At 61.7% G+C, this 16,383-nt stretch carries 14 protein-coding genes and 2 tRNA genes; 15 read left to right on the forward strand and 1 reads right to left on the reverse strand.

Annotated features, from left to right (window positions below):
• Positions 1–52 precede the first annotated feature (52 nt).
• The 3 genes from serS to KO539_RS18680 all read left to right on the forward strand — a co-directional run bounded on the left by serS (position 53) and on the right by KO539_RS18680 (position 1,931).
• Positions 53–1,342, forward strand: a complete 1,290-nt coding sequence (gene serS, locus KO539_RS18670; RefSeq protein WP_219310874.1) for a serine--tRNA ligase — start codon at positions 53–55, stop codon at positions 1,340–1,342.
• 77 nt (positions 1,343–1,419) lie between these two features.
• A tRNA-Ser gene (locus tag KO539_RS18675) sits at positions 1,420–1,509 on the forward strand.
• 332 nt (positions 1,510–1,841) lie between these two features.
• Positions 1,842–1,931, forward strand: a tRNA-Ser gene (locus KO539_RS18680).
• A gap of 72 nt (positions 1,932–2,003) precedes the next feature.
• On the opposite strand, the gene KO539_RS18685 is transcribed toward KO539_RS18680, so the two are convergent.
• Entirely contained in the window at positions 2,004–2,759 is a 756-nt protein-coding gene (locus KO539_RS18685) for a matrixin family metalloprotease (protein ID WP_219310875.1), read from the reverse strand.
• A 302-nt stretch (positions 2,760–3,061) separates the two neighbouring features.
• Between KO539_RS18685 and hisC the strand changes: the two genes are divergently transcribed.
• The 12 genes from hisC to KO539_RS18745 all read left to right on the forward strand — a co-directional run bounded on the left by hisC (position 3,062) and on the right by KO539_RS18745 (position 16,380).
• A complete protein-coding gene (hisC, locus tag KO539_RS18690; RefSeq protein WP_219310876.1) occupies positions 3,062–4,117 on the forward strand; it encodes a histidinol-phosphate transaminase in 1,056 nt (351 codons plus the stop codon).
• 4 nt (positions 4,118–4,121) lie between these two features.
• The gene (locus KO539_RS18695; protein WP_219310877.1) at positions 4,122–4,559 is read left to right on the forward strand and encodes a GNAT family N-acetyltransferase; all 438 of its coding nucleotides are present in this window, start codon (positions 4,122–4,124) and stop codon (positions 4,557–4,559) included.
• Between the two features lie 63 nt (positions 4,560–4,622).
• A complete protein-coding gene (locus KO539_RS18700) occupies positions 4,623–5,492 on the forward strand; it encodes an NAD(P)-dependent oxidoreductase (protein ID WP_219310878.1) in 870 nt (289 codons plus the stop codon).
• Positions 5,493–5,697: 205 nt separating this feature from the next.
• Positions 5,698–6,762, forward strand: a complete 1,065-nt coding sequence (locus tag KO539_RS18705; RefSeq protein WP_081922749.1) for a YeiH family protein — start codon at positions 5,698–5,700, stop codon at positions 6,760–6,762.
• 16 nt (positions 6,763–6,778) lie between these two features.
• Positions 6,779–8,128, forward strand: a complete 1,350-nt coding sequence (locus tag KO539_RS18710) for a D-amino acid dehydrogenase (RefSeq protein WP_219310879.1) — start codon at positions 6,779–6,781, stop codon at positions 8,126–8,128.
• 29 nt (positions 8,129–8,157) lie between these two features.
• On the forward strand, positions 8,158–8,973 hold the full coding sequence (locus KO539_RS18715) for a thiazole synthase (protein WP_071078496.1): 816 nt from the start codon (positions 8,158–8,160) through the stop codon (positions 8,971–8,973).
• A 70-nt stretch (positions 8,974–9,043) separates the two neighbouring features.
• On the forward strand, positions 9,044–10,054 hold the full coding sequence (locus tag KO539_RS18720; protein ID WP_219310880.1) for a porin: 1,011 nt from the start codon (positions 9,044–9,046) through the stop codon (positions 10,052–10,054).
• A 224-nt stretch (positions 10,055–10,278) separates the two neighbouring features.
• Positions 10,279–12,105, forward strand: a complete 1,827-nt coding sequence (xsc, locus tag KO539_RS18725; RefSeq protein WP_257626350.1) for a sulfoacetaldehyde acetyltransferase — start codon at positions 10,279–10,281, stop codon at positions 12,103–12,105.
• A gap of 189 nt (positions 12,106–12,294) precedes the next feature.
• Positions 12,295–13,296, forward strand: a complete 1,002-nt coding sequence (gene pta / locus KO539_RS18730; protein ID WP_176390853.1) for a phosphate acetyltransferase — start codon at positions 12,295–12,297, stop codon at positions 13,294–13,296.
• A gap of 1 nt (position 13,297) precedes the next feature.
• On the forward strand, positions 13,298–14,059 hold the full coding sequence (locus KO539_RS18735; RefSeq protein WP_257626351.1) for a sulfite exporter TauE/SafE family protein: 762 nt from the start codon (positions 13,298–13,300) through the stop codon (positions 14,057–14,059).
• A 294-nt stretch (positions 14,060–14,353) separates the two neighbouring features.
• Positions 14,354–15,241, forward strand: a complete 888-nt coding sequence (locus KO539_RS18740) for an RNA ligase family protein (RefSeq protein WP_219310882.1) — start codon at positions 14,354–14,356, stop codon at positions 15,239–15,241.
• The gene (locus KO539_RS18745) at positions 15,238–16,380 is read left to right on the forward strand and encodes an AAA family ATPase (RefSeq protein WP_374106447.1); all 1,143 of its coding nucleotides are present in this window, start codon (positions 15,238–15,240) and stop codon (positions 16,378–16,380) included. The genes KO539_RS18740 and KO539_RS18745 overlap by 4 nt, the downstream gene beginning before the upstream one ends.
• The last annotated feature ends 3 nt before the right edge of the window (positions 16,381–16,383 follow it).

The following is a 16,383-nucleotide window of genomic DNA, read 5'->3' on the forward strand; positions in this document are numbered from 1 at the left end:
ACGGGTCTTGGTACAATGAGTGCTTTCGATACATCGGCACCGCCATCCACCCATGATAGATATCCAACTTCTCCGTAAAGACATCGCCACCGTCGCAGAACGCCTGGCGACGCGCAAATTCCAGCTCGACGTGGCAGGTTTTACCGCCCTCGAAGCCGAACGCAAGGCGATCCAGACGCGCACCGAAGAGCTGCAGGGCAAGCGCAATGCGCTGTCCAAGCAAATCGGCATGTTGAAAGGCAAGGGGGAAGACACCTCGGCCGTGATGGCGCAAGTGGCCGGCCTGGGCGATGAGCTGAAAGCCGATGAAGCGGCCCTGAGCGTGGTGCAAGCCAAGCTGAGCGATTTCATCATGGCCGTGCCGAACCTGCCGCATGAATCGTCGCCGCTGGGCACGGACGAGTCGGGCAATGTGGAAGTGCGCAAGGTCGGCACGCCACGCACGTTCGACTTTGAAGTCAAGGATCACGTCGACGTGGGCGCCCCGCTGGGCCTCGATTTCGAAGTGGCCACCAAGCTGACCGGTTCGCGCTTCTCCGTCATGAAGGGCGGCATTGCCCGTCTGCACCGCGCGCTGGCGCAATTCATGCTCAACACCCACGTGGACGAGCACGGCTACACGGAATGCTATACGCCGTACATGGTCAACGCCGATTCGCTGCGCGGCACGGGCCAGCTGCCGAAATTCGAAGCTGATCTGTTCTCGGTGAAAAAAGGCGGCGCGGAAGGCGAGGGCGAGACCTTCTACCTGATCCCTACCTCGGAAGTGTCGCTGACCAACATCGCGCGCGATGAAATCCTGGCGCTCGATCAATTGCCCCTGAAAATGACGGCCCACACACCATGCTTCCGTTCGGAAGCGGGCAGCTATGGCCGCGACACGCGCGGCATGATCCGCCAGCACCAGTTCGATAAAGTCGAAATGGTGCAAGTGGTGCATCCGGACACCTCGTACCAGGTGCTGGACGAGATGGTCGGGCATGCGGAAGCCATCTTGCAACGCCTGGGCCTGCCATACCGCGTGATGTCGCTGTGCACGGGCGACATGGGTTTCGGCGCCACCAAGACCTTCGACCTGGAAGTGTGGCTGCCGGCGCAAAACACCTACCGCGAGATTTCGTCCCTGTCGAACTGCGAAGCCTTCCAGTCCCGCCGCATGCAAGCGCGTTTCCGCAACGCCGCCGGCAAGCCGGAACTGGCGCACACCCTGAACGGCTCCGGCCTGGCAGTGGGCCGCACCCTGGTGGCCGTGCTGGAAAACTACCAGCAAGCGGACGGCAGCGTCGAGATCCCGCCAGTGCTGCGCCCGTACATGGGCGGCCTGACGCATCTGACGGCTTAAAATAGTCCTTTTCTTTTCGCTGCGGGCTGCTATAATCTTGCCTTCCCGCAGCAATGCGGGAAAAGACCGCAGTAAATGGAGAGGTGGCAGAGTGGTCGAATGTACTTGACTCGAAATCAAGCGTACGTTAAATCGTACCGTGGGTTCGAATCCCACCCTCTCCGCCAGAACAAATAGAGAAAGCTCCCGCAAGGGAGCTTTTTTTATTTGTGGCGGCGGAAAGGAGTACGCCCCCTGCGGGGCGTACGCGTGGGATTCGAAGACGAGCGCGTACGCGCGCGAGGCTCTCCGAATCGTCCATATGGTTTACGCGTGCGCCAAGGCAGCAAATTCAAAGACGGGAATCCACGCGCGCGAGCCTCTCCGAATCGCCCAAATGGTTTTTGCTTTTCCAAAGCAAGATCAGCAACAAACCCCTACCCAACCCAACAACACCCATGCTAAAATAGCGCCTCATTCAAACCGGCACGCCAGTTTGAATGAATAGACCGCAGTAAACGGAGAGGTGGCAGAGTGGTCGAATGTACTTGACTCGAAATCAAGCGTACGTTAAATCGTACCGTGGGTTCGAATCCCACCCTCTCCGCCAGAATACATAGAAGAAGCTCCCGCAAGGGAGCTTTTTTTATTGCTCATTCAGTTTGCTGGCGCCTATCCAATCCTACATAGGCAAGCCGGAAAGATGATAGGGCTGTACCAGCCGTATGGGCGTGCCGTTAATGTCCGTCAGTTTGCCGCTCCATGCCGATTCATAAAGTTGTTTCAAATCGTCTTTATCTGCCTCGGTCAATTCACTTTCGGCACCATAATTCATGATGCTGAATGGATGATGTTTGCCAAAAATTTCAGCTGGCCATTTTTTCTCTGAAATATTAGCGAAAAAATGGCGCAAGCCAAAGATGTGTCCTGTCTCATGGATGAATGTGTCGACCTGTTCTTTCCTGCTTTGTTCAAACATTTTGGGATACACGACGAACTCGTGCCGTCCAGCGTCAGGAAAAAATGCGCTGGCCAGGACGCAGCCATTAATGTGGCAGTTGTTGGAATTCCTAACAACGATTTCAAAATCCCATACATCGTCGTTTTCTGTAAATTTGATCGGCACCGCATCGCCCCAGGCGACGATGGCTTCGCCAAGGAGCGTTCGTACGGCGTGAACCACGCTGACGGGATCGACGAAATCGCTCAAGCCCCTTTTTTGAATACGCCAGCGCAGTACCGTGCCCTTCGCCCATAGGGGAATGAAGCCCTCGGACGCATCAACCGCCAGATCGAGGGGAGACGTGCTGCCGGGACTTTCTTGTCCGCGACGGTCCGTGTCACAAACTAAGGTTTGATGCTCGCCAAAAACGTGAAATAGAGTTTCAGCTTCCGACGCGAGTTCAGTTGTGCCTTGCAGAATAATAATCGAAGACATGAATGGTTTCCCTTCTGAAAAGCAAGATTGAGCAAATGCCCCTTATTTCAGCATGCAGTTTGTACCATGCACCTTGGAGTAAAACCTGAAGGTGCGAGCTTCTTGATTGGCATCGAATTGTCTGATGATGGCCCTCACGGAGCGGAACTAACGCGTTTTCAACATGACCTTTGATGCTGCGGTTGCACAACCCAGCTATAAGTGTCGCCACGGCCCGATGGTCCTGATGCTGCCGGTGCCGGTCTGAGTAATATGGTGTGTTACCCTACTCGTTACAATCCCACTTCAAACACCCCCAAGCAATGAGCCGATTCTGGAGCAACATCGTCAGCGAGCTGACCCCCTATATCCCGGGCGAGCAACCGAAACTGCCCAACCTGGTCAAACTCAACACCAACGAAAACCCCTACGGCCCATCGCCCCAAGTGCTGGCCGCGCTGCGCGAAGCCGCCAATGACAGCCTGCGCCTCTACCCGGACCCCACGGCCAGCGAACTGAAGCAAACTTTGGCCGACTACCACGGCCTGAACAGCGCGCAAGTGTTCGTCGGCAACGGTTCCGACGAAGTGCTGGCGCTGGCTTTCATGGCCTTGCTCAAGCACGATGCGCCGCTGCTGTTTCCGGACATCAGCTACAGCTTCTATCCCGTGTATTGCAAGCTGTACGGCATCGATTACCGCACGGTAGCGCTCGACGAATCCATGCGCATCCGCCCGCAAGACTACCAGGGCCCGTGCGGCGCCATCATCTTCCCCAATCCCAATGCGCCGACAGGCGTCGACTTGCCGCTGGCCGGCGTGGAAACCCTGCTGCGCGCCCATCCCGACGCCGTGGTGGTGGTCGATGAAGCGTATGTGGATTTCGGCGGAGAAAGCGCCGTGGCCCTGGTCGACCGTTATCCAAACTTGCTGGTGGTGCAGACGTTCTCGAAATCGCGCTCGCTGGCCGGTTTGCGCGTCGGTTGCGCCTTCGGACATCCGGACTTGGTCGAGGCGTTGGAAAGAGTGAAGAACAGTTTCAATTCGTATCCGCTGGACCGGCTGGCGCTGGCTGGCGCCGTGGCCTCGCTGCACGACGAAGCGTATTTCCAGCAAACGCGCCAGGCCGTCATCGCCAGCCGCGAACAGTTGACGGCGGACCTGGCGGCGCTGGGCTTCGAGGTGCTGCCGTCGGTGGCCAACTTTGTCTTTGCCTGCCACCCGCAGCATGACGCGGCGCAACTGGCGGCCGGCTTGCGCGCCCGCTCCGTGATCGTCCGCCATTTCAATGCGCCCCGCATCAGCCAGTATTTGCGCATCAGCATCGGCAATGTGGACGAATGTGCAGCCCTGATGGCGGCGTTGCGCGAAGTGCTGTGACGCCATGCTGACCTTCGTTCCTGCCAGCCTGGCCGATGGCGAGGCACTGGCCAGCCTGCGCGTGGCCGCCATGCGCGAAAGCCTGGAGCGCATCGGCCGCTATGATCCGCAGCGTGCGCGCCAGCGCTTCCTGGCCACGTTCGACCCCGATTGCACCTGGCAGTTGCGCCACGGCGGCGCGCTGGCAGGCTTTTATGTGTTGCGCCCGCAAGCGGAGCATTTACTGCTCGACCACCTCTACCTGGATCCAGAATGCCAGCGGCAAGGCCTGGGCGCGGCCGTGCTGGCGCGCGTGTTTGCCGAGGCCGATGCGGCCCGCAAGAGCGTGCGCGTGGGCGCCTTGCGCGGCAGCGAGGCGAACCGTTTCTATGTGCGTCACGGCTTCGTGCCCGATGGCGAGGAAGAGTTCGACCTGTATTATCGTCGCGCCCCCGAACCTTGATGCTGCCGGCGGCGACTGTTTGTGCAACAATAATCGGATTCATTCATCGACAGGACGGACAATATGGCAAAAGTGGCATTCATCGGTTTGGGCGTCATGGGTTTCCCCATGGCAGGTCACCTGGCGGCGGGCGGACACGACGTCACCGTGTACAACCGCAACCCGGCCCGCGCGGCCGCCTGGCTGGAGCAGCACAAGGGCAGCAGCGCCGCCACGCCGGCCGTCGCCGCTGCCGGCGCCGAGTTCGTCTTCACCTGCATCGGCAACGACAATGATCTGTATCAAGTCATCCTGGAGGAGGGCGGCTTGCTGTCCGCCATGGCGCCGGGCAGCATCCTGATCGACCATACGACGGCTTCCGCCGAAGCGGCGCGCACCATCCATGCTGCGGCGAAAGAGAAGGGTGTGTTCTTCCTCGACGCGCCCGTGTCCGGCGGCCAGGCGGGCGCGGAAAACGGCAAGCTGACGGTGATGGTGGGCGGCGACGCGGAAGCGTATGCGCGCGCCGAGCCCGTCATCGCCCTGTTCTCGCGCGCCGTCACCTACATGGGCGCGTCCGGTTCCGGCCAGCTCACAAAAATGGTCAACCAGATCTGCATCGCGGGCCTGGTGCAAGCCTTGAGCGAAGGCATCGCCTTTGCGGAAAACGCGGGCCTCGACGCGGCCCTGGTGGTCGACGTGATCTCGAAGGGCGCGGCGCAGTCGTGGCAGCTGGAAAACCGGGGCAAGACCATGATCGAGCGCAAGTTCGACTTCGGTTTCGCCGTCGACCTGATGCGCAAGGACCTCGGCATTTGCCTGGCCGAAGCCAAGCGCAACGGCAGCGACTTGCCCGTGACGACCTTGACGGACCAGTTCTATGGCGAAGTGCAGCAGGCGGGCGGCAACCGTTTTGATACGTCCAGCCTGATTACCCGCTTGAACAAAAAGTAAAGTTTAACTCGTCAGTAGCGAGCGGCGCGTCCCTGCGAAGGGCTGCGCCGCTCGTCGTTTACGGGAGTGAAAGGTAAAAAACGTCAGTTTCCGGAACATCCGGTTTCGATTTTCATGGAAAAGCATGGACTTCGCTAGCTCATCGTGTATTATTAAAAAACGAGATGAAATGTCCCAATTTTTTAAACATTATGAGCGGACCCGCATGAAAACCAACTCCTCAGCGATAACACGCGTTGTCGACAAGAACATTCCCTACCTGTCTTCCGCCGTTGCCATCTGGCGCCCCCGCGCCGTGCTGCGCAGCTGGCCCGGCGTGGCCATCGCGCTGGTGATCGCCCTGTCGGCCACCTTTATTTCCAGCAATTACGGCGGCCCGCAACTGCTGTACGCGCTGTTCTTCGGCCTGGCTTTCCACTTCCTCGCGTCCGACCCCACCTGCAAGCCCGGCATCGAGTTTTGCAGCAAGGTGCTGCTGCGCACGGGCGTGGCCCTGCTGGGCGCGCGCATCACCTTCAACCAGATCGCCTCGGTAGGTGTGACGCCGTTATTGATCGTCGTGGGCGGCCTGGTGGCGACTCTGGGCTTCGGCTACCTGCTGGCCAGGTGGCTGAAACGCCCCATCACGGAAGGCATTTTGTCGGGCGGCTCGGTGGCCATCTGTGGCGCCTCGGCCGCGCTGGCCATCTCGGCCGTGCTGCCGCAAACCAAGGAAAACGAAAAATTCACCCTGCTGACGGTGGTGGGCGTGACGTCGCTGTCGACCCTGGCCATGATCGTCTATCCGCTGCTGGTCAAGCTGCTGGGCTTTGACCCGACGGAAGCGGGCGTGTTCATCGGCGGCACCATCCATGACGTGGCGCAAGTGGTGGGGGCCGGCTACCTGGTCAGCAACCACACGGGCGACGTCGCCACTTTCGTGAAACTGACGCGCGTCGCTTGCCTCGTGCCTGTCGTGCTGGGCCTGTCGATCATGTTCAAGCGCAAGGATGGCAAGAGCGAAGTCGACGCGCCGCCGCTGGTGCCGTTCTTCCTGATCGGCTTTGTCTGGCTCGTCATCACGAACAGCCTGGGCCTGATTCCGCAGGAAGTGAATGGCTGGATCAACAATGCTTCGCGCGCCTGCCTCGTCATCGCCATCGCGGCCCTGGGCGTGAAAACGTCGTTCCAGTCGCTGGCCTCGCTGGGCTGGCGTCCCGTGATCATGCTGGTGATGGAAACCGTGTGGATCGCCGCCTTTGTCGCCATCGCCGTCCTGCTGACGCGCTAAGCGAGCCGGGCCCGCCATGAAGATCCTTGTCCTCGGCGCCGGCGTGGTCGGCACGGCATCGGCCTGGTACTTGCGCCAGGCGGGCCACGACGTGCGCGTGCTCGAGCGCCAGGCGGGCGCCGCGCAGGAAACCAGTTTCGGCAATGGCGGCCAGATTTCCGTCTCGCATGCGGAGCCGTGGGCCAATCCCGCCACCCTGCGCAAGGTGATTGGATGGCTGGGCAAGGACGATGCGCCGCTGCTGTTCCGTCCCCGCCTTGATACGCTGCAATGGCAGTGGGCCTTGCATTACCTGCGCGAATGCCTGCCGGCCAGGGTGGCGCGCAATATGCGCCAGATCGTCGCCCTGGCCGAGTACAGCCGGCAGAGTTTGCAGGCACTGCGGCGCGAGACGGGCATCGCCTACGACCACCTGGAACGGGGCATCCTGCATTTCTATACGGACCAGCAGGAGTTTGATAAATCGCAAGCGGGTGCCGCGCTCTTGCGCGAACTGGGCTGTCCGCGCAATACGGTCAGCGCCGATGAAGTGATCCGCATCGAGCCGGCCCTGGCCCATGCGCGCCAGCACATCGTCGGCGGCGACTTCACCGCCAGCGACGAGTCGGGCGACGTGCATTTGTTTACCACGGCGCTGGCCGCCCGCGCCGCCAAGGCCGGCGTGGATTTTCAGTACGGCACGACGGTGACGCGGCTGCTGGCCGATGGCACACGCATCACGGGCGTGGAATGCATCGATGCGCATGGCCGCCATCGCCTGGAATACGCGGACGCCGTGGTGGTCGCCATGGGCAGCTTTTCCGCACCGCTGCTGCAGCCGCTGGGCATCCGGTTGATGTTGTATCCGGGCAAGGGTTATTCGGCCACCTATCCGATACTTGACCCTGCCAGCGCGCCGACCGTCTCGCTGACGGACGACGGCCACAAACTGGTGTTTTCACGCCTGGGCGAGCGCCTGCGCGTGGCCGGCACGTGCGAACTGAACGGCTACACGCGCGAACTGAACCCCGTGCGCTGCGCCGCCATCACGCGCAGAGTGCAAGCGCTGTTTCCCCATGCCTGTGATTACAGCGACCCCGTCTACTGGGCCGGCCTGCGCCCCCTGACACCGTCTAACGTGCCCTACATCGGCGCCACGCGCTACCGCCAGCTGTTCCTCAACACGGGCCACGGCACCCTGGGCTGGACCATGGGCTGCGGCGCGGGCAGGGCGCTGGCCGACCTCGTGTCGGGAAGGCGGCCGGATGTCGATTTTGCGTTTTGCGGCGAACGCTTGGCGCCGCAGTCTGCGGTAGAGGAATTCCGGGGTCAGACCCGCCGGGGAAATGTACCCCAATGGGGCACATTTCAATCCCGACGGGACTGACCCCAGCTTTAACTTAGGAGAGCACCACGATGAGAGACGACGCCACCCCCAGCCAGCCACCGACCGGCCTGACCCTGGCCGGCACCACTTACCAGTCGCGCCTGCTGGTGGGCACCGGTAAATACAAGGATTTCGAGGAAACGCGCCTGGCCATCGAAGAGAGCGGCGCCGAGATCGTCACCGTCACGATACGGCGCGTGAATATCGGCCAGGAAAAGGGCGAGCCGAACTTGCTCGATTTCATACCCCCATCGAAATACACGATCCTGCCCAACACGGGCGGCTGCTACAACGCGCGCGACGCCGTCTACACCCTGCAACTGGCGCGCGAGCTGCTGGGCGGGCACCCGCTGTGCAAGCTGGAAGTGCTCGGCGACGAAAAGACTTTGTTCCCGAACATGCCGGAAACGTTAAAGGCGGCCGGGGAGCTGGTACGCGACGGCTTCCAGGTGATGGTGTATTGCAGCGACGACCCCATCCAGGCGCGCATGCTGGAAGACCTCGGCTGCATCGCCGTCATGCCGCTGGCGTCATTGATCGGCTCGGGCATGGGCATTCTGAATCCGTGGAATCTGTCGCTGATCATCGAGCAAGCCAGGGTCCCCGTGCTGGTCGACGCCGGTGTCGGCACGGCGTCGGACGCAGCCATCGCCATGGAGCTCGGTTGCGACGGCATCCTGATGAATACCGCCATCGCGGCGGCGCGCGAACCCATCCGCATGGCGCGCGCCATGAAACTGGCAGTGCAGGGCGGACGCGAGGCCTATCTGGCCGGACGCATGCCCCGGAGAGCAGGCGTCATGAGCGCTACGCCCTCGTCGCCGATGGCCGGGCTGATCGCCTGAGCCAGATTTGTAGCAAGGCAGTTGATTATCGTTTCAAGCGTTTATAAAAACCACAATACCTGGAGATGACATGAAACACACACTCGTAGCGGCAGCCGTCCTGGCCTCCTTCTTCGCCGGCAACGCCAGCGCCCAATCGTCCGTCACCGTGTACGGCTTGCTCGACGCGGGCTTGACGTCCGAACACGGCGGCGCGGACGGTTCCGTCACCAAGCTGGCCACCGGCGTGCAGTCGGGCAGCCGCATCGGCTTCAAGGGCACGGAAGACCTGGGCAACAATTTGAAAGCCAATTTCTTGCTGGAAAATGGCCTCGACGTGGATACGGGCGCCAACCGTCAGGGCGCCTTGTTCGGACGCAAGGCTTACGTGGGCCTGTCGGGCGGCTTTGGCGCCGTGAACCTGGGCTTGCAGCACAATCCGCTGTTCACCGCGCTGGACAATATCGACCCCTTCGAGACGGGCATGACGGGCGCCTCGATCAACCTGATGAGCGTGGCCAGCCTGCGCACGAAAAACTCCATCATGTACGAGACGCCGAAGGTGAACGGCTTGTCGGCCGCCGTGATGGTCGGCCTCGGCGAAAAGCCGGACAGCAACACCCTGGGCCGCACCATCGACTTTTCCATCGATTACGCCAACGGCCCGCTGGTGCTGACCCTGGCGCACGACAACCGCAAGGATACGCCGCTGAACACGGCCAAGGTCACTTTGCTGGGCGGCACCTACGACTTCGGTCCCGCCAAGCTGCACGCCGCGTATGAAACGGACAAGGACGATGCGGGCATGGATTTCCGCAGCTACATGCTGGGCGCCTCAGCCCCCGTGGGCGCGGCGGGCAGCGTGATGGCGTCCTACATCAAGAAGGATGACCGCACGAATGCGCGCCGCGGCGGGCGCCAGCTGGCCATCGGCTACACCTATGCCTTGTCCAAGCGCACGAATCTGTACACCTCGTACGGCCGCATCAACAACGATGGCGCGGGCAGCAATTTTGTGGGCGATGCATCGAGCGGCGGCAGCGTGCCCTTGCCGGGCCATAACTCGAGCGCCTTCACGGCCGGCATGCGTTTGAAGTTCTAAGCACGGCGAAGCAGGAACGATGGCGGCTTGTCTGTTGCGGATAAGCCGCCATTGTTGTTTCAGCAGCGGTGCACATGCATGGATTCCGGATTCAGGAATGAAACAGTCCGATTTTTCATGAATTTTCATTGACAGCGCATTTCGCAACCGTTAAATTGAACACGTATTTCAAATATCGGAACAAAATATACCGATTTTTCATAAAACCGTAAGGAGACTGAGCCATGACCGATTTGTCCGACCAAAAAGCCGCCGCCGCTGCCGCTACCGCAGCAACCCCGGTGGGCCCGCAAAAGATGACGCCTTCCGAAGCGTTCGTGGAAACCCTGGCCGCCAATGGCGTGACCGACATGTTCGGCATCATGGGCTCGGCCTTCATGGATCCGATGGACATTTTTGCGCCTGCCGGCATCCGCCTGATCCCCGTCGTGCACGAGCAGGGCGCTGGCCACATGGCCGACGGTTACGCCCGCGTCTCGGGCCGCCATGGCGTCGTCATCGGCCAGAACGGCCCCGGCATCAGCAATTGCGTCACCGCCATCGCCGCCGCCTACTGGGCGCACACGCCCGTCGTGATCATCACGCCGGAAACGGGCACCATGAGCATGGGCCTGGGCGGTTTCCAGGAAGCGAACCAGCTGCCGATGTTCGAGGAATTTACGAAATATCAAGGTCACGTCACCAATCCCGCCCGCATGGCGGAATTCACGGGCCGTTGTTTTGATCGCGCCATGTCGGAAATGGGCCCGACGCAACTGAACATCCCGCGCGACTATTTCTATGGCGAAATCAAGGCCGAGATTCCAAAGCCGAACCGCCTGGACCGCGGCGCCGGCGGCGAGCAAAGCCTCAACGATGCGGCCGAGCTGCTGGCGAAAGCCAAGTTCCCCGTCATCATCTCGGGCGGCGGCGTCGTCATGGGTGAAGCGATCGAGGAATGCAAGGCGCTGGCCGAGCGCCTCGGCGCGCCCGTCGTCAACAGCTACCTGCATAACGACTCGTTCCCCGCCAGCCACCCGCTGTGGTGCGGTCCGCTTGGCTACCAGGGTTCCAAGGCAGCCATGAAACTGATCGCCCAGGCCGACGTCGTCGTCGCCCTCGGTTCGCGCCTGGGCCCGTTCGGTACCTTGCCGCAGCACGGCATGGATTACTGGCCGAAAAACGCCAAGATCATCCAGATCGACGCGGACAACAAGATGCTGGGGCTGGTGAAAAAGATTTCGGTGGGCATCTGCGGCGACGCCAAGGCGGCCGCGAAAGCCATCCTGGCGCGCCTCGATGGCAAGACGCTCGACTGCGACGCGACGCGCGACGAGCGCTACGCCACCGTGCAAGCGGAAAAATCGGCGTGGGAAGAGGAATTGACCAACTGGACGCACGAAAAAGATGCGTACAGCCTGGACATGATCGAAGAGCAAAAGAAAGAGCCGGGCAGCTATCTGCATCCGCGCCAGGTCTTGCGCGAGCTGGAAAAAGCCATGCCGGAAGACGTGATGGTGTCGACCGACATCGGCAACATCAACTCGGTGGCAAATAGTTACCTGCGCTTCGAAAAGCCGCGCAGCTTCTTTGCGGCGATGAGCTTTGGCAACTGCGGCTATGCGTTTCCGACCATCATCGGCGCGAAAGTGGCCGCGCCGCACCGTCCGGCCGTGTCGTATGCGGGTGACGGCGCCTGGGGCATGAGCCTGATGGAAACGATGACCTGCGTGCGCCACAACATTCCCGTCACGGCCGTGGTGTTCCACAACCGCCAGTGGGGCGCGGAAAAGAAAAACCAGGTGGATTTCTACAACCGCCGCTTCGTGGCCGGTGAACTCGACAACCAGAGCTTTGCGGAAATCGCGCGCGCCATGGGCGCCGAAGGCATCACGGTCGACAAGCTGGAAGACGTGGGTCCGGCCTTGAAAAAGGCGATCGACATGCAGATGAATGAAGGCAAGACGACCATCATTGAAATCATGTGCACGCGCGAACTGGGCGACCCGTTCCGCCGGGATGCGCTGAGTAAACCTGTGCGTCACCTGGACAAGTATAAAGACTACGTTTGATGTGATGGTGTTGTTGGATTACGCCCTCTGGGCTAATCCAACCTACGGGTACCTGCATCTGCATGCGCGTAATCCCACACCACCCTGACCGATCCTTGTATGACCCCGGCAATCGCGCCGGGTTTTATGTGCCGGAGCCATCTTTGTGCTTCCATGGTTCCGGCATTTTTTTACCGAATTGGAGTCGCCATGAAAGCCCTGCACCGCATCATCGCGCAAGCCCGCGCCGTGCCGAAAAACATCGTCTTGTGCGAGGGTGACGACGTGCGCGTGCTGCAGGCGGCCGCGCGTGCCGCTGCCGAAGGCCTGGCGCACATCACTATTGTCGGCAAGCCGGCCGCCATCCTGGCCCTGGCGCGCGAACACGCGCTGGACCTGGACGCCGTGCGCCTGGTCGATCCGGCAACGTCTGACGAGTCGGAACACTACGCCCAGCAATTGTTCGTGCTGCGCCAGGCCAAGGGCATGACGGTGGAGCAGGCGAGAACCGCTGTGCAGGATCCCTTGTGCTATGCCAACCTGATGGTGCGCCTGGGCGATGCGGACGGTTGCGTGGCGGGAGCCGTGCACACGACGGCCGACGTGGTGCGCAGCGCCATCCAGATCATCGGCGTCGATCCGGCCTTCAAGCTGGTGTCCAGCTTTTTCCTCATGATGCTGTGCGAACCATTCCACAGCCTCAAGGGCGGCTTCATCTTTTCCGACTGCGCCCTCGTGGTCGACCCGAAAGCCGAGGAATTGGCCGACATCGCCATGGCCGCCGCCGACAGCGCGCAAGCCTTGCTGATGGAAGAACCGAGGGTGGCCATGCTGTCGTTTTCCACCAGCGGCAGCGCCCACCACGCGGCCGTCGACAAGGTGCATGCGGCAACAGACCGGGTCAAGGCCCAGCGTCCGCTGCTGGCCATCGATGGCGACGTGCAGCTCGATGCGGCCATCGTGGCCGAGATTTCACAGAGAAAAGTCAAGGATTCCGTCGTCAACGGCCGCGCGAATGTGCTGGTGTTCCCGAACCTGGACGCGGGCAATATCGGCTATAAACTGGCCGAGCGCATGGGCGGCGCCGTGGCCATCGGCCCCTTGTTGCAAGGCTTGAAGAAACCCGCCAACGATCTGTCGCGCGGCTGCAGCGCCGACGATGTGTACAACGTGATCGCGGTCACGTCCGTGCAGGCCCAGGGTGGGCGCTGAGTTGTTCAGCTGGCCCGTGCTGGCGCTGCTGGGCGTGGTGGCGGCGGGCACGTATTTCCAGACCGTCACGGGCTTTGGCCTGGGCATGATCGTCATGGGCGTGGCAAGCGGCCTGGGCCTGGCGCCCGTGCCCGCGCTGGCGGCCCTCGTCAGTTTATTGTCGCTGGCCAATTGCCTCGTGGCCTTGCCGGGTGCCTTGCACCACCTGGACTGGCGCGCCATCCGCGCCGCCAGCATCGGTTTGCTGCCCGCCATGGCGGCTGGCGTGTTGCTGCTCGGCTACCTGGACCAGGCGTATGCGCCCCTGCTGCATCTCTTGCTGGGCGCGGCCATCGTGTATGGCGGCATCAGCATCCTGCTGCAAGCGCCGCCGGGACCGGGCGCGGCGGATAAACGCAGCTTCTTCATCAGTGGCGTGTGCGGCGGCCTGTTCTCGGGCCTGTTTTCGCTGGCCGGGCCACCGCTCGTGTACCAGTTCTACCGCCAGGAAATGAGTCTGAAAACCATCCGCTACAGCCTGATCTTTTTGTTTGCCATCAGCGCGGGCGGGCGCTCCCTGATGGCGGGTAGCCAGGGCCAGCTGGACGCAAAAGTGCTGTTGCTGTGTTCGCTGGCCTTGCCCGTGGGCGTGCTGGCCACGATGGCCGGCAAGCGCTACCCGCCGCCGATCGCCCAGCGCGGCATGCGCCGCATCGCGTTTGCCGTGCTGACCTTGATCGGCATTTCGCTGATGGCGGCGGCCGTGCCGCAATTGCTGGGCTAGTCTCCAAGCGTGCGGCGCTTGCAAAATATGCAAACAGCCGTTATATTCCCGGTTCTTTCTCGAACCTCTTCCTTATTGGAGCCAAAAGTGCCTAGCTACTTCGCCATCACCTGCTAACGCTGACGAAATGCTCTTTGCAGCATCGTTCGGCGTGTTGACGCCCCTCGATTGCTGCGGCACTGCTCTATCCGCACACGTATCCAAGACTCTGCTCTTGATCGTCCACGCCCGAACACGTCGTCAGCACCCCTGACCCTGTATGGACACGCCCCGGTGAACGCGGCGTGGGACGCTATGTTTTTACAATCTTTGCCCTTATTCAAATATCCGCGCACGCCGCACCTGGAAGGCTCGCGCCTGCAGGACGGCGACGACGGCTCCGACCAGATGCCCCTGAAAAAGCTGGCCGGCCAGTACGTCGTCATCGAGGAAAAAATCGATGGCGCCAACTCCGCCGTGTCGTTCAGCGACGCGGGCGAAGTGCTGCTGCAGTCGCGCGGCCATTACCTGGCGGGCGGCGGCAGCGAACGCCAGTTCAACCTGTTGAAACCGTGGGCGCATGCGCATGAGCACGCCTTGCTGGGCTTGCTGGAAGACCAGTATGTGCTGTTTGGCGAATGGTCGTACAGCAAGCATTCCGTGTTTTACGACCGGCTACCCCATTACTTCAATGAGTTCGACGTGTACTGCCGCCGCAGCCAGATGTTCTTGTCGACGGCGCGCCGCCACGCCATGCTGGCCGGCTCGCCCGTGCTGTCCGTTCCCGTGCTGTATGCCGGATTGATGCCGGCCACGCCGAAGCAGCTGTGGCAGCTGCTGCGCCATTCGCTGGCCAAGTCCCGGCTGTGGCGCGACGCGTTTGAACACGCGGTGGCGCGCGAACGCCTGCCGCTGGACCTGTGCTGGAAGCAGACGGACAAGTCCGACCACGCGGAAGGCCTGTACCTGAAAGTGGAAGACGACGAGCAAGTGCTGGCCCGCTACAAGCTGGTGCGCCATGACTTTACGCAAACCATCCTCGACAGCGGCTCGCACCACAGCACACGGCCCTTGATCCCGAACCAGCTGGCCGAGGGCGTCGACCTGTACGCGCCGCAGCCGCTCGTCACGTGGGAAAGCCTGGGCTTGCATACCTGCCGTTCGCTCGACGAACTGGCAGCTTTCTCAAGGAGTACAAAATGATGAATTGGAAAACCCTGCAGCAACTGGTGCCGCCAGCGGGCCAGTCGCCCGATTTCAACGCCTGCCTGGCCGCCTTCCCACAGTTGGAACTGGCGAAGACGACGCCGCAAAACCCCGTGTATCACGCGGAAGGCGATGTGTGGACGCATACGATGATGGTGGTCGAATCCCTGCTGGGCATGCTTGAATATCAGCAAGCCACGCGGGCGGAACAGGAAATCGTGTTTCTCGCCGCCTTGCTGCACGACGTGGCCAAGTGCAGCACCACGGTGATCGATCCGGTGACGGGCGCCATCGGCCAGCCGGGCCACTCGCGCAAGGGCGCCCTCGATGCGCGCATCGCCCTGTGGGATTGTGACGTGCCGTTTGCCGCGCGCGAGGAAATCTGCCGCCTGATCAATGTGCACCAGGTGCCGTTCTTTGCGCTGGAAACGTCGCGGCGCGGCGTCACGCCGGAATTTACCGTGCGCGAACTGTCGTGGCAGGTGGATATCCGGCTGCTGGCCATGCTGGCCGAGGCCGATATTCGCGGGCGCATCTGTCCCGATCCGCAGCGCATACTCGACGCCATCGAGCTGTTCCGCGAACTGGCGCGCGAAGAAGGCTGTTATGGACAGCGGCGCGCCTTTGTCGACGACCATACGCGCGTCAAATATTTTCGCGGCGCCGAGGCGCATCCCGACTATCCCCTGTTCCAGGAAGCGGGTTCACACGTGATCGTCATGTCGGGCTTGCCCGCGTCGGGCAAGAATACGTGGGTGGACAAGCACCATCCGCGCCTGCCCGTCGTGTCGTTTGACGATGCGCGGACGGCCTTGGGCTTGAAGCACGGAAAGAACGAAGGGCAGGTGGGCGACTATGCGGAAGAGCGGGCGCGCGAATTGTTGCGCCGTGGCGAACCGTTCGTGTGGAACGCCACGCATCTGTCCAAGCTGATGCGCGAAAAGACGCTCAACCTGCTGTACAAATACCATGCGCAGGTGGAGCTTGTGTACCTGGAGCAGCCGCGCAAGGAGTTACTGCGGCGCAACGGCCAGCGCGACACATCGCTGAGCAACAAGAAGCTGCAAGCGATGCTGTGGAACTGGGAAATCCCGCTGCCGATGGAAGCGCATGCGGTGCGCTACGAGGTGAGTTGAACC

Origin of the sequence: Janthinobacterium sp. NKUCC06_STL, from assembly GCF_019345455.1 — a bacterium.
In the GTDB taxonomy this organism is placed as follows: Bacteria; Pseudomonadota; Gammaproteobacteria; order Burkholderiales; family Burkholderiaceae_D; genus Janthinobacterium; species Janthinobacterium rivuli.